Consider the following 17,391-nt stretch of genomic DNA (forward strand, 5'->3'; position numbering starts at 1 on the left):
AGGTCGTCATGACAGCACAAACCAATAAAGTGGTAACCATTACACTTAACCCCGCATTAGATCTCACAGGGAGTTTAGATACCTTAAACACAGGTTCGGTGAGTCTGGTTAATCAAGGCTCTCTACATGCTGCGGGGAAAGGTGTCAACGTAGCGAAAGTACTTAGTGATTTAGGCGCAGACGTTACTGTGACAGGTTTCCTAGGCAACGACAACCAAGAGCTGTTCTGCCAACTTTTCGAGCAGATGGGTGCCAAAGACCATTTTATTCGAGTCTCAGGCTCTACTCGCATCAACGTGAAACTGGTCGAGAAGAACGGCGCAGTGAGCGACATTAACTTCCCAGGTGTAGAAGTCGACGAAGCAGCAATCCGTCAATTTGAAGCCACGCTTGATGAGTTGATGCAAGAGCACGATTACTTTGTCTTCGCGGGGAGTTTGCCTCGCGGTATTAGTAGCGAGCAATGTGCAAATTGGATCGAACGATTAGAGCAAAAAGGCAAACGCGTACTGTTCGATAGCAGCCGCGAAGCGCTTGCCAAAGGTCTAGATTCTAAGCCATGGCTAATCAAACCTAACGACGAAGAACTGTCTCAGTTCGTTGGTCGTCATTTAGAAACTCAAGAACAATGTTTAGAAGCAGCAGAGTCAATTTCAGACAAAGGCATTACCAATATTGTTGTTTCTATGGGTGCCGATGGCGTGCTTTGGTTTGAAAACAACCAATGGCTACAAGCAAAACCACCAAGAATGAATGTCGTTAGCACCGTTGGTGCGGGCGACACTCTGGTTGCAGGACTATGTTGGGGTCACATGCAATCATTCGCTAAAGAAGAATTACTCTCCTTTGCAACTGCACTGTCTGCTTTGGCGGTAAGTCAAGTGGGTGTTGGAGTGCCAAGCATTGAAGAAGTTAAATCACTACAACAACAAATACTGTTACAAGAGCTGAGCCGCTAATCGATCCGAATCTTTGATTCTGATTTTGTGGCACTTATGGACACAAAGGTCAAACCTATGAAAATTTCAATTATTACAGCCTGCCCTAGTGGGGTAGCAAACAGCATTATCGCAGCCGGATTGCTCGATCAAGCGGCTAAAGCACTTGGATATGATGCAACTATCGAATGTCACTCAAGTGTTGTTGAAACACAAACACTAACTGACGCGCAAATTGCTGACTCGGAAGTGGTGATTGTTGCCGCAAATGCGCCTGTGGATACACAGCGCCTAGTAGGTAAGAAAGTCTACCAAGCGAGCATTTCCGAGTGCACAACGGATCCAAAAGCGTTCCTAGCTAACGCAATCGAAAAAGCGACTGAGCTAACCGAAGGTACATCAGTTACTCCAGTTGCAGTTGAACAAACTGGTGGCGCGAAGAAAATCGTTGCTATCACGGCCTGTCCAACAGGTGTTGCACACACCTTCATGGCAGCAGAGGCACTAGAAGAACACGGTAAACGTCTAGGTCACACAATTAAAGTGGAAACTCGCGGTTCAGTAGGCGCTAAAAACCAGCTGACTGCTCAAGAGATCGCTGATGCTGACTTAGTCATCATTGCCGCTGATATTGAAGTGCCTCTTGATCGCTTTGACGGCAAGCTTTTGTACAAAACCAGTACAGGTCTAGCACTTAAGAAAACTGAACAAGAAATAGATAAGGCCTTCGCTTCAGCGACTACTTACACTCACTCAGGTGCAAGTAATCAAGCAGTCGCAACAGAAGAGAAAAAAGGCGTTTATAAGCACCTTATGACTGGCGTATCTCACATGCTACCTGTTGTTGTAGCAGGTGGCTTGATCATCGCTCTGTCGTTCGTATTCGGTATCGAAGCATTTAAAGAAGAAGGCACATTAGCGGCTGCGCTTATGACCATCGGTGGTGGCAGTGCATTCGCTCTGATGATTCCTGTATTAGCGGGTTTCATTGCATTCTCAATCGCAGACCGTCCGGGTCTAGCTCCGGGTTTAATCGGCGGTATGCTGGCAAGCTCTACAGGTGCAGGTTTCCTTGGTGGTATCGCAGCAGGTTTCATTGCGGGTTATTCAGCGAAGTTGATTGCTGACAAAGTGTCTCTGCCACAGTCAATGGAAGCGCTTAAACCTATTTTGATCATCCCATTCCTAGCAAGTTTGTTCACTGGTTTGGTCATGATCTACATCGTTGGTGGTCCAGTTGCAGGCATCATGGCAGCAATGACTGACTTCCTAAACAACATGGGCAGCGCGAACGCAGTACTGCTGGGTATTATCCTTGGTGCAATGATGTGCTTCGACCTAGGTGGTCCAGTCAACAAGGCAGCATACACCTTTGGTGTTGGTCTACTAGCTTCTCAAACCTACGCTCCAATGGCAGCAATCATGGCTGCAGGTATGGTTCCTGCGTTAGGTATGGGCTTGGCAACGTTCCTAGCTAAAGATAAGTTCGAAGCAGGTGAGCGTGAAGCGGGTAAAGCATCTTTTGTACTGGGTATGTGCTTCATCTCTGAAGGTGCGATTCCATTCGCAGCAAAAGACCCAATGCGTGTTATCCCATCTTGTATGATTGGTGGTGCGTTAACAGGTGCTCTATCTATGTTAGTCGGTGCGAAACTAATGGCGCCACACGGTGGTCTGTTTGTTCTACTGATTCCAGGTGCAATCTCACCAGTGCTTATGTACCTAGTGGCTATCGCGGCAGGTACGGCAGTAACTGGCTTCACTTACGCTTTCCTAAAGCGTCGTGAAGAAAGCAAAGAAGTGGCGACAGCCTAACCCATTTAAAAGTCCAAGTGAGCCTACTCACTTGGCACTATGCCACCCCCAAATAGGCATTTTCAGCGCTGCTCCTCGCAGCGCTTTTTTGTGTTTTTACTATTAGCTTGTATTCCGTCCCTTTGGGCTCCATATTCCTTATGACTTGTTAACGAACTCTGAATACCATGGAACATTTACTACGCCTAGCGAACTCAATTCCGCATACCCTCTCGGTCCAAATCTTACTTGCGATCGTGCTATTTCTTGGTTATTACCTGTTTACTAAGCTGGTAAATGGTTGGATTAAACGGTTATCAGAAACCAAGAAAGTATCTGCCGCTAGAAGCAGTTTTATCCTGAGAACTTTCAATATCGCTTTTGCCTTCATATTTATTGCCATATTCTCTATTACTGTGGGTGTTGGATACGGCGACTTATCACTATTCTTCTCCTCAGTTTTTGCAGTATTAGGTGTCGCTCTCGTCGCACAGTGGTCAATGTTGAGCAACATAACCGCTAGTTTCTTGATCTTTTTCGTCTTTCCTTATCGTGTTGGTGACCGAATTAAGGTGGTTGATAAAGACGAGGATATTTCTGGCATTATTCAAGACATACGAATGTTCCACGTCTTAATTAGGCACGACAATGGCAACTTAATTACCTATCCAAATAGCCTAATGCTACAAAAAAGTGTGATTAAACTTGCACCTAAGAAAAAGCCGAGTACAACGACTCGACTTTACACAAGAATCAGAAAGGACTCATAACTTAGCCAAGGCGACGTCTGTATCCCGCGATAACAAGTAACGCCAACGATGTGAACCAGGTCAGTGCCCCACCACCGCCACCCGAGGATGTGTTGGAGGAAGTCGTGCCACCAGTGTAGATGACCTGACCATTAGCTGATAGATAATCCAATCGCGCTTGTTCATCGGAAACAATATACGGCGTTTCCGATCCGGCTAACACACTATCAATCCACGTCGCATAATCCGCTATTTCTGTATATGCAGCCGTTACCAAAGATTGAGGGTCACCACACGTCGCTGGACCAAAACTCGTAATACCAACCTGCTGGTAACTACCATTATTGTTCCAGTAAATAGGACCACCGGAATCTCCCTGACACGTCCCCGCTTTCAGCCCAGTTGATTGACTAACATCGCCACTGAAACAAACCTGCTTATCTGTTAAATTATTGCCATTCTGAAAGTTTGAAGCACAATCCGCATTACTTACCCAAAACAAATTCGCCTTTTGCAAAATCGGTGTGCCATCTACACCGGAGCGTGTGTTGCCATGCCCTACAGCAACAAAGCTCTCATTGACGTTTCGATAGCTTTGCGTCGTAACACGATTAACATTACTCCCTGAAGACGCTGGTAATTCCAGTTTCAAAATAGCGATATCATTAGGCAGTAGTAAGGTAATGTTGTTGTTAAAATCAGGATGAATATATACTTCGGTGACACGGCGCCGGTCCGCATTCAAGAAATCCCGTTCACTTTCCAACATGGCAACAGCGGATGTGAAAAGTAACGCCCCCATATCACCTTCAATACAATGAGCCGCCGTCATCACATATTCCGACGTTAAGAACGTTCCCCCACAATAGGCTCCACTTGAGTAGCGACCATCATAATCCGTAGAATCAATGTATAAGCTTACAAAAGAATCAAAGTCGTTGATTGAAGCGTCTTCCCCACCAACAATCATAGGTGCAATATCAATTTCATCCGCGTTAGTTGGTAACGTCAAAACACTTAATGAACTTAAAAGGGCAAGTAACGAACCGGAATGGTTGGCGAACCATGATTTCATAAAAAACTCCCTTTGCAACCCAACTTATCGACGACGCCATCGGAGCGGTCGTTCATAAATAAGTATAGAGCTCAACCAAGGGAGTTCGAGAAATTGTTGTTAAGCAGCAGTATCGAAAGTAAGACTCAGACTTGAATTGTCTTTCGGCGTCTCATCCAGCCCAAACCAACCAGTAACGCAACAAAAGAAAAATGCACCGCTCCACCACCTCCAGAGCCCGAAGAGGAACTCGAAGAAGAACCATTATTGCCAGATGAACCAATGTTATAGCCTTTACTGATCAGATAATTACGCCTCGCGGTATCGTTGGACACATGTTTAGCTACCTCTTGTCCATTAAGGACACGATTAATCCAATCAGAATAATCCGCTATTTCGGTAAATACCGCAGTTACCGAGCGATTTTTGTCGCCACAAGGTACGGGTCCAAAGCTTGTAACACCAACCTGAACTTGCTGACCATTGTTATCCCAATATATAGGTCCACCTGAGTCGCCTTGGCAAGTACCTGCTAACAATTTCGTCGCGCTGCTGTAATCACCTGTGAAACAAATTTGCTTCGGGGTTAGGTAACTACCATCCGAGAATGCACCGGCACAAACAGTGTTGTCCACATACGTTAGATTCACTTTCTGCAGTACATCAAACGCATCGTGACCATAACTTGTATTACCATGGCCTACAGCAGTAAACACGCTCGCAGGGTTGCGATAGCTTTCATTATTTGGACGGTTTATTGCCGTCCCCACTCCTAATGCAGACTCTAGTTTAAGTATCGCAATGTCGTTGGGTAATAATTTATTAATGTCATCCACATAGTCAGATGGATAAAATATCTCAACTACACGTCTTTTTTCCGAGTTAACGTAATCTGACTCATACTGCAAGTTAGGTGCAGCCATTGTAAGTAGCTGCGAGTCGCGATTGCCATAAACACAATGCGCCGCGGTCAAAACATATTCAGAATTAAGAAGTGTTCCCCCACAATAAGGAGAAGAAGAATAACCCACTCCATACTCTTGACCGTCCAAATATAAGCTAACAAACGACGGATAATCGGCAACATTCGCCGTACTACCGTTAACAATATAAGGTGTGACTTCGACTTGAGCATTAGCTGGTGAAGTGATAGAAAACGCTAGCACTGTATACGCGAGCGATGTAAATGCAGCGCGTTTATAAGGTAATGATAGAATCACTAGACAGTTACTCCTTGTACACTATCGACGAACTGAGATTCATTCTCTTTTGATATCACTCTCGCAAAAAACATGCAAACAAGATATGACTTTTGTGTGGGGTTACCTCACTAATTATTTAATACCATACGGTTTTTTCATTTTGTGGCCTTTTCTATCGTTCATAGAAACAATGTCCTAAAATGAAAAAAGCACCGCTAATGCGATGCTTATTATCATCTAGTTCTGTGTTGTAGAACTGTGTTTAGCCACGGTAGTAGCGTTGAGGAACGAATGGCATTTTCTCTACTGTCATAGCCAGCTTTTTACCACGAACATCAGCAAATACTTCGGTACCGATTGCCGCGAATTCAGTCGCAACATAAGCCATTGATACAGGCTTGCCTGCTGTAGGACCAGCAGTACCACTTGTCACGATACCGATTTCGTTATCATTAGCATCAAACAACTTCGCACCTTCACGAACAGGTGCTTTGGTTTGACCAACAAGACCAACACGTTTGCGTGCTACATCTTTAGTTTCGATTTGCTTTAGGATAATGTCTGCACCCGGGAAGCCACCAGCACGCTCACCGTCAGCACGGCGAACCTTTTGAATGCCCCATAGCAGGCTCGCTTCAACTGGTGTCGTCGTCGTATCCAGATCATGACCATATAGACACAGGCCACATTCCAGACGAAGTGAGTCACGGGCGCCAAGACCAATCCACTCTACTTCTTCAAAGTCTGTTAGAGATTTCGCCAGTGCTTCTGCATTTGCAGATGGTACCGAAATTTCATAACCATCTTCTCCAGTGTAACCTGAACGACTAACAATGCACTCAACGCCATTGATGTCGAGTTTTCTCACGTCCATGAATAGCATATCTGCTACTTCAGGTTGTACACGAGCCAACACTTCAGCGGCTTTTGGCCCTTGAAGCGCAAGCAGAGCACGATCTTCAATCACTTCCATTTCTACGCCATCAGTAAGGTGCGCTTCCAAGTGAGTGATGTCTTGTTCTTTACATGCAGCATTTACGACTACAAACAAGTGGTCGCCTAGATTCGCAACCATCAAGTCGTCCATGATGCCACCTTCTTCATTAGTGAAGAAAGCATAACGCTGCTTACCTTCCGGTAAATCGATAATATCAACTGGCACCAATGACTCTAGAATCTTCGCTGCGTTTTCTCCGTATAGACGCACTTGTCCCATGTGAGACACATCAAACAGACCAGCCGCATCGCGACAATGCAAGTGCTCTTTCTTCACACCAAGTGGATACTGAACTGGCATATCATAGCCAGCAAAAGGAACCATCTTCGCCCCCACTTCCACGTGTAATGCATGCAGTGGTGTTTTCAACAAATCTTGGGTTGCTTGTTCTTGAGCCATTGTATTCTCCATTGGGTCGGGCTGCATTAATTAGCCCTGCTCCTAAATCGGGGATGTCTAAATTCCGCTATCCCTAATTTATCTGCTTTGCAGTAGGAATGGCGGAGCATGAGTTATCGCACCTTACGTCTTATAGTTGACGCCTATACGAAGTTAGATTTTCGTCATTTGGAAACCTTGTTTCCTATAATAAACAAGAATGCGCCCATTTTTCACCTTTAACAAGATATGAACACTCAAAAATGTGACATTTAACATTCCATTCACAGAGTAACAGGCATAAAAAAAGCGTGGTTTCGACGACATTTTCATCAAAACCACGCTCGTTCACGACTTTTAAACACAAAAGCAAACGTTTGCCTTTATTATAGGAAACTATCTCGTTTGACGATTATTTCGCCGTCACCCACAAAATATGGGCATCTTCTTCACTGACGGATATCAGCATATGACCCATATTTGCGTCGTAATACACACTATCTCCCGCCGACATTATCATCGGCTCATAAAACTCAGAAAAGAACTTCACTTCCCCTGAGAGAATCAGCAAAAATTCCTCACCATCATGTCGTACCCAGTCACCATATTCTTCGAAGGTTCTAGCCCTAACAGTACTCTTAAAAGGCATCATCTTTTTGTTTGATAGCTGAGTGGCAAGTAACTCATGCTCATAGGTAGGTGTTGGGTGAGGTTTACCTTCACCTCGACGAGTAAAATCACGACGACCGGTTGCCACCTTTTTCTTAGGCGGTTCAAATAGTTGCGGCATATCTATATGCAAGCCCAATGCAAGTTTTTGCATGGCTTGAAACGTTGGCGATATCTGTTCGTTTTCAATCTTACTTAACGTTGAACGTGCAAGGCCAGTTCTTTGACTCGCTTCTTCTAACGTCAGTCCTAGTTTGGCGCGAATATCTTTAATTCTTTCGCCTAGTTTTAGAGGCTCAATGTTCTCATCACCTTCCTTCGCTAAAGTCAGCGATGGGTATTCATCATAGATGTCTTCTGACATGCTTTCCCTCTTCTACCAGTAACTTCCTGTGACTCATTTTCATTGTTGCATGAAGCTGTGTCTTTATTAAAGACCATGTACAAAAATAAAGCGTGCTCTCCGTAACAGTTTTGGAAACTGTGTTTCCTATAGGAAATTTTTGATTGATTGTTGGTGCCGAGCGAGGTATGTTATCGGCTTGTTAGATGAAGAGATGCATTAGCGAGTACAGGTCCGTTGCGTTGTTAACTCCAACCTGTGCCGTTTTTTTGAATGATTTAGTCCTACTTTTTGGGACATTCTCGCGCTGCAACATTGGACTTTTGTTTCGTCCAAGCAGTACTAAGACAAGCCTCAGTCAGTACCAACAATAGGTAATAAAAGGCACTGATTGAACAATGGAAGGTTCACCGCCATGAATGCTCAGTACTTGAAAAGCTACCAAAATCACAGCCTAGAAAGCTTCTTCTCAACCAACCTGTCTGCTACAGACGACGCAGTATTCACCGGAATACAAGCCGAGTTTGTCCGTCAAAATGAACAAATCGAGCTTATCGCTTCTGAGAACATCGTTTCTAAAGCGGTAATGCAAGCACAAGGCACATGCCTAACCAACAAATACGCAGAAGGTTACCCAAACCGTCGCTACTACGGTGGCTGTGAACACGTAGATACAGTCGAAGCTATTGCTATTGAACGTGCAAAAACCCTTTTTAAGTGTGAATACGCAAACGTTCAACCTCACTCTGGCGCACAAGCAAACGGCGCAGTTAAGCTAGCCCTTTTACAGCCGGGTGACACCATTATGGGTATGTCGCTTGATGCAGGTGGTCACTTAACTCACGGCGCACGTCCAGCACTGTCTGGTAAATGGTTTAATGCTGTTCAATACGGCGTTGATAAAGATACATTAGAAATTAACTACGACGACGTTCGTGCCTTAGCCGTTGAACACAAACCAAAAATGATTATCGCAGGTGGTAGTGCCATTCCACGTGTTATTGATTTCGCCAAGTTCCGTGAAATTGCTGACGAAGTGGGTGCAATCCTGATGGTAGATATGGCACACATCGCAGGTCTTATCGCAACAGGTGCTCACCCTAGTCCATTACCGCATGCGCATGTTGTCACTACGACAACACACAAAACACTACGCGGCCCTCGTGGCGGCATGATCCTGACTAACCACGAAGACATCATTAAGAAGATTAACTCTGCTGTATTCCCGGGTCTTCAAGGTGGTCCACTAATGCACGTCATCGCAGCAAAAGCTGTGGCATTTGGCGAAGCTTTAGGCCCTCAGTTCTCAACTTATATCGATTCAGTGATCGCTAACGCAAAAGTTCTAGCCGAAGTATTGCAAACTCGCGGTTGTGACATTGTGACTGGCGGTACAGATACGCACCTTATGCTTGTTGACTTACGACCTAAGGGTCTGAAAGGCAACAAAACAGAAGAAGCATTGGAGCGTGCGGGGATCACATGTAACAAAAATGGCATCCCGTTTGATACAGAAAAACCTATGATTACTTCTGGTATTCGCTTAGGGACGCCAGCTGGAACCACTCGCGGTTTCGGTACTGAAGAATTCAAACTCATCGGTGAGTGGATTGGCGATGTTCTTGACGGTCTGGTAGAAAACCCTGAAGGTAACCCAGAAGTCGAACAACGTGTTCGTAAAGAAGTGAAGGCACTGTGTGCTCGCTTCCCACTTTACACTTAAAGAATAAAACATCCTTAATTTTGGAGATAAAGCAATGGATAACACTTTGAAGTTTTCTGACAGCCACGAATGGGTACGTGACAACGGTGACGGTACTGTGACTATCGGTATTTCAGAGCACGCTCAAGAGATGTTAGGTGACGTAGTATTCGTTGACCTACCAGAAGTAGAAGACGAAATCGAAGCGGGTGAAAGCTTCTCTCTAGTAGAGTCAGTGAAAGCAGCTTCCGACATTTACGCGCCAGTTTCAGGTGAAATCGTTGAAATCAACGAAGAGCTTGAAGACAGCCCAGAGCTTATCAACGAAGAGTCGTACGAAGGCGGCTGGATTGTTAAGGTGAAAATGTCTGACGCCTCTGAGCTTGAAAACCTTAAGAGTGCAGAAGAGTATCAAGCTTCTATCGAAGACGAGTAAGCAACATACAGGCGTTGCTCGTCTGTTTTAATGTCGCCTAACGTCAATCGACGCAGCAGTAAAAAGCGTCGTCATCCCTGCTTAGGCAGGGATCTTATTTTAGTTGGGCACATGCTTTTAGTGATTCCAGCCTGCGCAGGAATGACGTAAAAAGTAAGAATGACGTTAAAAATTCGAGCAACGATTTTAAAGATCTCGCAGAGGATCTTTGAGAAGGTAAAGGAATCATGACTGAATTACTTCAAAGCCTAAGCACGCAAAATGAATTTGTTGCACGCCACAATGGGCCAAACAAATCTGACCAACAAAAGATGCTGGACGCGATTAACGTACTCAATCTAGATACGTTAATTGAAGAAACTGTCCCAGCGCAAATCCGCCTTGAAACGCCAATGACGCTAGACGCTCCAATGAGCGAAGCGGACATGCTGGTTGAAATGAAAAAATTCGCGGATTTGAACCAAGTTAAACGCACATTCATCGGTCAGGGTTACTACAACACCTTCACGCCAAACGTGATTCTGCGAAATGTTCTGGAAAACCCAGGCTGGTACACAGCTTATACACCTTATCAGCCTGAGATCTCTCAAGGCCGTCTTGAGTCACTTCTAAACTACCAACAAATGGTCATGGACCTAACTGGTATGGAAATCGCTAACGCGTCGCTACTTGATGAAGCAACTGCAGCGGCAGAAGCGATGACCCTATGTAAGCGTGCTGGTAAGAGTAAGAGCAAAGTCTTCTTTGTCGCTGACGATGTACACCCACAAACATTAGAAGTTGTGAAAACTCGTGCAGAGTTCATCGGCTTTGAGGTTCAAGTTGGTTCACTTGAATCACTACCTGAACAAGACGTGTTTGGTGCACTAGTACAGTACCCTGGCACAACAGGTGAAGTTCGCGACCTAACTGACATCATTGCTAAAGCACAAGCAAACAAAACGCTAGTAACGGTAGCCACCGACCTTCTTGCTTCTGCTCTACTTAAGCCTGCGGGTGAAATGGGTGCAGACGTAGTTATCGGTTCTGCACAACGCTTTGGTGTACCGATGGGCTACGGCGGTCCACACGCAGCGTTCATGGCAACAAAAGATAAGCATAAGCGTACTATGCCTGGTCGTGTTATCGGTGTTTCTATCGATACTAACGGCAACCAAGCACTTCGTATGGCAATGCAAACTCGTGAGCAACACATCCGCCGCGAGAAAGCGACATCGAACATCTGTACTGCGCAGGCACTGCTTGCCAACATGGCTGCGTTTTACGCGGTTTACCACGGTGAAGAAGGCCTTAAAACTATCGCTCGCCGTACACACCACATGACAGCTATCCTAGCAGCAGGTCTGACTAAATCTGGCTACGAACTGGCTCACAACAGCTTCTTCGACACCATCACAGTCAATACTGGTGAGAACACAGATAAGCTGCTTCAAAAAGCCGTCGCGTCTGACATCAACCTACGTCAACTAGATGGTCAAATCGGTATCAGCTTCGATGAGACAACAACGATTGAAGATATCAACGTCCTATTTGCTGTCTTCGAAGTTAAAGAGAAAGTAGAAACTCTATCTGCTGAAATCGCTGGTAATGAGTTTGCTGCTATTCCAGAGAACTGCCGTCGTACTTCTCGCTACCTAACTCACTCTGTGTTCAACACGCACCACAGCGAAACACAGATGATGCGCTACCTAAAACAGCTTGAGAACAAAGACTTCTCACTGACGCACGGTATGATTCCACTAGGCAGCTGTACCATGAAGCTAAACGCAGCAGCTGAAATGATTCCAGTAACTTGGCCAGAGTTTGGTTCTATTCACCCATTCGCTCCAATTGACCAAGCGGCGGGCTACACAGCCCTAGCGACTGACCTTAAGAAGAAGCTATGTGAAATCACAGGCTACGATGAGTTCTCACTGCAACCTAACTCAGGTGCATCCGGTGAGTACGCTGGTCTGATTGCGATTCAACGCTATCATGAAAGCCGTGGCGAAGGTCACCGTAACGTTTGTTTGATTCCAAGCTCCGCACACGGTACAAACCCAGCGACAGCGTCAATGGTGTCAATGAAAGTGGTAGTGGTGAAGTGTGACGACAACGGTAACATCGACACTGACGACCTAGCTGCGAAGATTGAGAAACATCGCGAAAACCTATCAAGCATCATGATCACCTACCCTTCTACACACGGTGTGTACGAAGAGCATGTGAAAGAAGTGTGCGAAATGGTTCACGAAGCTGGCGGTCAGGTTTATCTAGATGGTGCGAACATGAATGCACAGGTTGGTCTGACTAACCCTGGCTTCATCGGCTCTGACGTTTCCCACCTGAATCTTCACAAAACCTTCTGTATCCCACACGGTGGTGGCGGTCCAGGCATGGGTCCTATCGGTGTAAAATCACACCTAGCACCTTTCCTTCCAGGCCACATTGAAAATGGTGTTGAAGGTAGCGATTACGCGGTATCCGCAGCAGATCTAGGCAGTGCTTCTATCCTACCAATCTCTTGGGCATACATTGCAATGATGGGTGAGGCGGGCCTAACTGACGCAACTAAAGTCGCAATTCTAAACGCGAACTATGTAATGGAACGTCTACTTCCACACTACCCTGTTCTTTACCGTGGCACTAACGGCCGCGTAGCGCACGAATGTATTATCGACATTCGTCCACTAAAAGACGAAACAGGCATTAGTGAAGAAGACATCGCTAAGCGTCTAATGGACTACGGTTTCCACGCCCCAACAATGTCGTTCCCGGTTGCTGGCACGCTAATGGTAGAGCCAACAGAGTCAGAGGACCTTGAAGAGCTAGACCGTTTCTGTGATGCAATGATTGCGATCCGCAACGAGATGACACAAGTTAAAGAAGGGGTTTGGCCACTAGATAACAACCCGCTTGTTAACGCGCCTCACACACAAGTAGACCTATCAAAAGAAGAATGGGATCGCCCGTACTCTCGCGAACTAGGCTGCTTCCCGTCAAGCGCGACTAAGAGCTGGAAATACTGGCCAACGGTTAACCGCGTAGACAACGTGTACGGCGACCGTAACCTAATTTGCTCTTGCCCAAGCATTGATAACTACGAAGACTAGTTTTCTATGCCACAAGTGATACTCAAAAGCGAACCTTAATCGGTTCGCTTTTTTATTTTAAGGACTAATGGGCTGTTTTAAGAACTCTGCCATCAGGCATACAAATTGCGAAGAACGAACCGTAACTCCCCGTAAACTAGTACTTTTCTATATCGATATCGTCACATTCTGTTGACTGGGTGTTATAGTAGCAACTCTAATCAAGTATCAAGGATAAAGTAAAATGGATAAATTTCTAAAGCTACTGGCGACTAAGCCTAATGAAGTCACTTTCGAGCAAACGATGCAGGTTATCGACGAACATTTTGACTTTAGCCCAGTCAGCTTTGTAAACGGAGAAACCGAAAATCAGGCAGGACAAAACAATGGCTCTTGTAAGATTTTTGCTTTTGCTCAGATACAAGGATTAGACGAACCATCAACACTAGCTTGCTTCGGCCAGTTCTATCGTGATGACGTGTTAAAGAATCCAGATGGCAGTGACCATGCCAATATCCGTAACTTTATCCAGCATGGCTGGGATGGCATTCGCTTTGATGGTGTAGCGTTAACGGCCAAGTAACTCTTGCTAAAGATGCAGGCTAAACAGTGACACTACAACAGTAAGCCACGACTCATTAAATCAAAAAGCGCCCCATAGACTGAGGCGCTTTGATTCGATGCCTAAAGCCACAAATCAACAGAGTAACAATAAAAAAATAATACTCTTCGCAGCTCGTACTATTTCTTAAGACTTATTGTTGAATCGCCGCAATTGCAGCATCGTAATTTGGTTCGTTAGTTATCTCAGAAACTAATTCGCTGTGAGTCACCACGCCTTCTTTATTCACACATACAATTGCACGAGCCGTCAAACCTCGCAGAGCACCTTCAGGAATCGCCACTCCATAAGTTTCTGCAAAATCTGCACTACGGAAAGTGGACGCATGCTGAACATTATCAATACCTTCAATTTCACAGAATCGACCAGCGGCAAAAGGTAAATCAGCTGAAATACAGATCACCTGCGTATCTTCTAGCTGCGCAGCTTCTTCATTGAAACGTCTTACACTGTTCGCACACACTGGAGTGTCAATACTTGGGAAGATGTTAAGAATTACGTTTTTACCTGAGAAACTTGATAATTTAAGGTCCGATAAATCAGACGCTGTAAGAGAAAACTCAGGTGCAGAATCACCAGTGACAGGAATAGAACCCGCAATACTTACAGAGTTACCTTGGAAAGTTACTTGTGCCATATTTAAACCTTTACTCTCTGTTATGTGAATACATGGATATAACATCTCATTAGCATAACTTGTTCAAGATCAATTTTTCAGATCAGACCTGACACTTCTATACAGACATAGTGCTTTTGATATGCACCTAGCTGTGTTTATTGATTGGTACCGAATTAGCGCCTATCGAGTATGCTCTTACATAAATCGTTTTTCCCTCTAACGTATTTGATTAAAGTATTTTTCTGATGGTATATAAAAGGGAACATTTCTCTAGCTAACATACTATATTTGTGGATGGTAAATATGTATTAACAAGAGTTCGATGATAATTTGATCTGCTACATAATCGACAAATTGAGTTAATGACGCAGCTAAATTAGCAACTAATGAATAACTGGAGACGTGGAAAATCGTTTATCTTTGTCTCCTATCTATCTGGAACAAAGCAGTTAACAAGGATTGAAATAAGTAGACAGGTAAGCTAGAGACTATACTCTAGCTTTCATCGCTAAACTAAAAACAACATTGAGATTTATCGTGTGTGAAGTCCACCATTCACATCGATCGACTCACCGTTCACAAATGTGTTCTCTACACAAAATTTTATAGCAGAAGCAACATCATAAGCGGTTCCATTTCTTTTTAGTGGATTGTTCTCACGCCATTCTAAAACTTGCTGATTGGTGCTCATCTTTTCATGAAACGGAGTCTCAATGATTCCAGGAGAGACAGAATTAACTCTGATCTTTGGTGCAAGCTCTTTAGCTGCACCTCTGGTAAATGTATCTACCGCTCCTTTTGCCGCTGCGTATAACGTTGTACTAGGGCCGCCGAGTCTTGATGCTATCGAGGTTAAATTCACAATACTAGGGGAGTCTGATTTCTTTAATAGCGGAAGAGCCAGAGAGGTTACTTTAAATAGGCTAAACGTGTTCAAGTTAAAAATCGACTCCATCGTTTGCCAACTAAAGTTATCAATACTTTCTCTTGTCACCATCCCACCCGCATTATTGATCAAGGCATCGAGTTTATCCGTCATGCCAGTCACTTGCTCAAAGAGTCCAATACACCCTTCTTCTGTGCTTAAATTCGCTTTGACGAAGTTAACGCTCTTAGCTTGATAGTCTTGCAATAGAACGGATTGTAAAGTGAAAGCCTCATCAGAAGAGTGGTAATAAGTGAGAATTAAATCGTTGTTTTCAGCGAGCACCTTCGCTGTCTCTGCACCGATTCCTGTACTTGCACCTGTGATTAAATAAGTAGCCATAATTACCCTTCTTTCAAGTTTGCTTCGTTATATGATTTGATAAACATCTGCGCGTTTTGTCTAATTTCTTCATCTGAAAGATCAGGTGAATATAAGGAAGCTCCTAACCCGAAACCATCAATGCCAATATCCAGATATGGCTTCATGCTGTTAACCTCAGGGTTGATGCCGCCAACAGCGAAACAGAGTGTCTCTTTAGGTAAAACAGACTTTAATGCTTTGACTCCACTGGTACCAAGCAATGTGACTGGAAACAGCTTAATGCCACTCGCACCTGCCTCAAGTGCATTAAAAGCCTCCGTTGGAGTAACCACACCTGGGTACACCTGACAGCCCGCTTCAATACCCAGTTTGATAACGTCTTCGCTGTAGTTTGGTGTAACAATAAGCTTGGCTCCCGTCGCAATGACTTGCTTGGCAAGTTCGGGCGTCGTTACTGTCCCTGCTCCAATCAAATACTGGTTACCAAATTCTTTTACCATTAGCTCAATGCTTTTTAGCGCATCGGGTGAATTTAGTGGCACTTCAATGGCTTTAAAACCACTATCAATCAGGATGTGACCGACACGAAGCGCGTCTTTAGGTTCTATACCTCGTAAAATCGCAATAAGCGGAACATCTGTTTTTGGATTAAATCGCTGAGTCATTTCCAATTTCCTGTTTTATTAGTAGCATGCCATCAATAAAGCACTCATCGCCGTTAAAGAACTCACTCATTTTATGAGTGGTTTCACACGCAATTTGATAGCGGTTGCATAGTTTTCCATTTCCTACCAAGTAGGTTGATTCGCTGGTAAGCTCTTTCAATTCGCTTCCAATAAGTACTCCCGACAGAAAGTCATCCACTTCTGTCTCATCTATTTGGGCGAATATTTTTCCAGTTCTTGCCTTAAAAATTTGACTCGTCGCACCGCCATTTTGTGCAGACAGCACGCCTTTCACGAATGCAGTATGCGATTGTTTTTGTTCAGGAAGATCTCTCCCAATAATGGTGTGTTCTCTGATCGCCGAAAACAACTCCCCTGTCATAAAGGAATCGAACAACACAAGTTCATCATTTTGAACAACAACATGCTTGCTATGCGTGCCTGGTAAAACCGCTGTAAAAGAGCCACTGCTCAGCTTATTGATAAGGCCGAATACTTGTACTTCCTCCCCTCGCATAACATCAAATTCACCATTACCCGTCTGGTGGCTAATACCTGGAACGATATAGGCCATTGCTCCCCAAGGAAGCGTAAGCCGGTACGTTTCGTTCGCCAATTTGCTTACACTCGTAGGGGTGCTGACATAAGGCACATTTACCCATCCGTTAGCACTGCCCACCATACCCGCCATATAGATAGGCAGTTCTTGATAATCTACAATCCAAGCTTTTAGCTCGTGCTCCAGCACATTTGCAAACTCATTGTCGGTAACTTGTTTCAAACCCAATGGTAATTCGATATGCGTATGGACTTTATTTTCATGATTAATTGCAAACGCTCGAAAGTTAGTTGTGCCCCAATCTACAATAAGAAACTCAATATCATTTTTTGATAACATATTGT

At 44.5% G+C, this 17,391-nt stretch carries 15 protein-coding genes; 7 read left to right on the forward strand and 8 right to left on the reverse strand.

All coding sequences use genetic code 11. The features are described 5' to 3' along the window. Positions 1-8: 8 nt before the first annotated feature. From pfkB to JKJ11_RS20430, 3 genes are all read left to right on the forward strand, one after another. Positions 9-959, forward strand: a complete 951-nt coding sequence (gene pfkB / locus JKJ11_RS20420; RefSeq protein WP_252039905.1) for a 1-phosphofructokinase — start codon at positions 9-11, stop codon at positions 957-959. 57 nt (positions 960-1,016) lie between these two features. Next, positions 1,017-2,753, forward strand: a complete 1,737-nt coding sequence (gene fruA, locus JKJ11_RS20425; protein ID WP_252039906.1) for a PTS fructose transporter subunit IIBC — start codon at positions 1,017-1,019, stop codon at positions 2,751-2,753. A gap of 167 nt (positions 2,754-2,920) precedes the next feature. Beyond that, positions 2,921-3,502 carry a mechanosensitive ion channel family protein gene (locus JKJ11_RS20430; RefSeq protein ID WP_006069468.1) on the forward strand — a complete coding sequence of 194 codons (582 nt, stop codon included), beginning with the start codon at positions 2,921-2,923 and terminating at the stop codon, positions 3,500-3,502. Position 3,503: 1 nt separating this feature from the next. Here JKJ11_RS20430 and JKJ11_RS20435 read toward each other — a convergent pair whose 3' ends face one another. The 4 genes from JKJ11_RS20435 to JKJ11_RS20450 all read right to left on the reverse strand — a co-directional run bounded on the left by JKJ11_RS20435 (position 3,504) and on the right by JKJ11_RS20450 (position 8,145). Then, entirely contained in the window at positions 3,504-4,556 is a 1,053-nt protein-coding gene (locus tag JKJ11_RS20435) for a S1 family peptidase (protein WP_252039907.1), read from the reverse strand. A 125-nt stretch (positions 4,557-4,681) separates the two neighbouring features. Beyond that, positions 4,682-5,755, reverse strand: a complete 1,074-nt coding sequence (locus JKJ11_RS20440; RefSeq protein ID WP_252039908.1) for a S1 family peptidase — start codon at positions 5,753-5,755, stop codon at positions 4,682-4,684. A 244-nt stretch (positions 5,756-5,999) separates the two neighbouring features. After that, the gene (gene gcvT / locus JKJ11_RS20445) at positions 6,000-7,133 is read right to left on the reverse strand and encodes a glycine cleavage system aminomethyltransferase GcvT (RefSeq protein ID WP_198559062.1); all 1,134 of its coding nucleotides are present in this window, start codon (positions 7,131-7,133) and stop codon (positions 6,000-6,002) included. Positions 7,134-7,524: 391 nt separating this feature from the next. Further along, positions 7,525-8,145 (reverse strand): helix-turn-helix domain-containing protein, encoded by a 621-nt coding sequence (locus tag JKJ11_RS20450; RefSeq protein ID WP_006069464.1) that lies wholly within the window; start codon positions 8,143-8,145, stop codon positions 7,525-7,527. A 394-nt stretch (positions 8,146-8,539) separates the two neighbouring features. Here JKJ11_RS20450 and JKJ11_RS20455 point away from each other — a divergent pair, with 394 nt between their 5' ends. The 4 genes from JKJ11_RS20455 to JKJ11_RS20470 all read left to right on the forward strand — a co-directional run bounded on the left by JKJ11_RS20455 (position 8,540) and on the right by JKJ11_RS20470 (position 13,916). After that, positions 8,540-9,847: a serine hydroxymethyltransferase gene (locus JKJ11_RS20455; protein ID WP_006069463.1), complete on the forward strand. Its 1,308-nt coding sequence runs from the start codon at positions 8,540-8,542 to the stop codon at positions 9,845-9,847. A 34-nt stretch (positions 9,848-9,881) separates the two neighbouring features. Then, on the forward strand, positions 9,882-10,262 hold the full coding sequence (gcvH, locus tag JKJ11_RS20460; RefSeq protein WP_006069462.1) for a glycine cleavage system protein GcvH: 381 nt from the start codon (positions 9,882-9,884) through the stop codon (positions 10,260-10,262). Positions 10,263-10,489: 227 nt separating this feature from the next. Continuing rightward, the gene (gene gcvP, locus JKJ11_RS20465; RefSeq protein WP_006069461.1) at positions 10,490-13,354 is read left to right on the forward strand and encodes an aminomethyl-transferring glycine dehydrogenase; all 2,865 of its coding nucleotides are present in this window, start codon (positions 10,490-10,492) and stop codon (positions 13,352-13,354) included. A 223-nt stretch (positions 13,355-13,577) separates the two neighbouring features. Further along, positions 13,578-13,916 (forward strand): HopJ type III effector protein, encoded by a 339-nt coding sequence (locus JKJ11_RS20470; RefSeq protein WP_252039909.1) that lies wholly within the window; start codon positions 13,578-13,580, stop codon positions 13,914-13,916. Between the two features lie 172 nt (positions 13,917-14,088). On the opposite strand, the gene tpx is transcribed toward JKJ11_RS20470, so the two are convergent. From tpx to JKJ11_RS20490, 4 genes are all read right to left on the reverse strand, one after another. Next, positions 14,089-14,592 carry a thiol peroxidase gene (gene tpx, locus JKJ11_RS20475; protein ID WP_252039910.1) on the reverse strand — a complete coding sequence of 168 codons (504 nt, stop codon included), beginning with the start codon at positions 14,590-14,592 and terminating at the stop codon, positions 14,089-14,091. Between the two features lie 514 nt (positions 14,593-15,106). Continuing rightward, complete coding sequence (locus JKJ11_RS20480) at positions 15,107-15,841, reverse strand: SDR family NAD(P)-dependent oxidoreductase (RefSeq protein WP_252039911.1); 735 nt, start codon at positions 15,839-15,841, stop codon at positions 15,107-15,109. Between the two features lie 2 nt (positions 15,842-15,843). Continuing rightward, on the reverse strand, positions 15,844-16,488 hold the full coding sequence (locus JKJ11_RS20485; protein ID WP_252039912.1) for a 2-dehydro-3-deoxy-6-phosphogalactonate aldolase: 645 nt from the start codon (positions 16,486-16,488) through the stop codon (positions 15,844-15,846). After that, entirely contained in the window at positions 16,472-17,386 is a 915-nt protein-coding gene (locus tag JKJ11_RS20490; protein WP_252039913.1) for a 2-dehydro-3-deoxygalactonokinase, read from the reverse strand. Before JKJ11_RS20490 ends, JKJ11_RS20485 begins: the two co-directional genes overlap by 17 nt. Positions 17,387-17,391: the final 5 nt, after the last annotated feature.

The organism is Vibrio sp. SCSIO 43133 (assembly GCF_023716845.1).
In the GTDB taxonomy this organism is placed as follows: domain Bacteria; phylum Pseudomonadota; class Gammaproteobacteria; order Enterobacterales; family Vibrionaceae; genus Vibrio; species Vibrio mediterranei.

What these genes read in the sequence shown, in the direction of transcription:
- pfkB (WP_252039905.1), top strand. Translation starts at nt 9, where the DNA reads ATGACAGCACAAACCAATAAAGTGGTAACCATTACACTTAACCCCGCA.
- fruA (WP_252039906.1), top strand. Translation starts at nt 1,017, where the DNA reads ATGAAAATTTCAATTATTACAGCCTGCCCTAGTGGGGTAGCAAACAGC.
- JKJ11_RS20430 (WP_006069468.1), top strand. Translation starts at nt 2,921, where the DNA reads ATGGAACATTTACTACGCCTAGCGAACTCAATTCCGCATACCCTCTCG.
- JKJ11_RS20435 (WP_252039907.1), bottom strand. Translation starts at nt 4,556, where the DNA reads ATGAAATCATGGTTCGCCAACCATTCCGGTTCGTTACTTGCCCTTTTA.
- gcvT (WP_198559062.1), bottom strand. Translation starts at nt 7,133, where the DNA reads ATGGCTCAAGAACAAGCAACCCAAGATTTGTTGAAAACACCACTGCAT.
- JKJ11_RS20450 (WP_006069464.1), bottom strand. Translation starts at nt 8,145, where the DNA reads ATGTCAGAAGACATCTATGATGAATACCCATCGCTGACTTTAGCGAAG.
- JKJ11_RS20455 (WP_006069463.1), top strand. Translation starts at nt 8,540, where the DNA reads ATGAATGCTCAGTACTTGAAAAGCTACCAAAATCACAGCCTAGAAAGC.
- gcvH (WP_006069462.1), top strand. Translation starts at nt 9,882, where the DNA reads ATGGATAACACTTTGAAGTTTTCTGACAGCCACGAATGGGTACGTGAC.
- gcvP (WP_006069461.1), top strand. Translation starts at nt 10,490, where the DNA reads ATGACTGAATTACTTCAAAGCCTAAGCACGCAAAATGAATTTGTTGCA.
- JKJ11_RS20470 (WP_252039909.1), top strand. Translation starts at nt 13,578, where the DNA reads ATGGATAAATTTCTAAAGCTACTGGCGACTAAGCCTAATGAAGTCACT.
- tpx (WP_252039910.1), bottom strand. Translation starts at nt 14,592, where the DNA reads ATGGCACAAGTAACTTTCCAAGGTAACTCTGTAAGTATTGCGGGTTCT.
- JKJ11_RS20480 (WP_252039911.1), bottom strand. Translation starts at nt 15,841, where the DNA reads ATGGCTACTTATTTAATCACAGGTGCAAGTACAGGAATCGGTGCAGAG.
- JKJ11_RS20485 (WP_252039912.1), bottom strand. Translation starts at nt 16,488, where the DNA reads ATGACTCAGCGATTTAATCCAAAAACAGATGTTCCGCTTATTGCGATT.
- JKJ11_RS20490 (WP_252039913.1), bottom strand. Translation starts at nt 17,386, where the DNA reads ATGTTATCAAAAAATGATATTGAGTTTCTTATTGTAGATTGGGGCACA.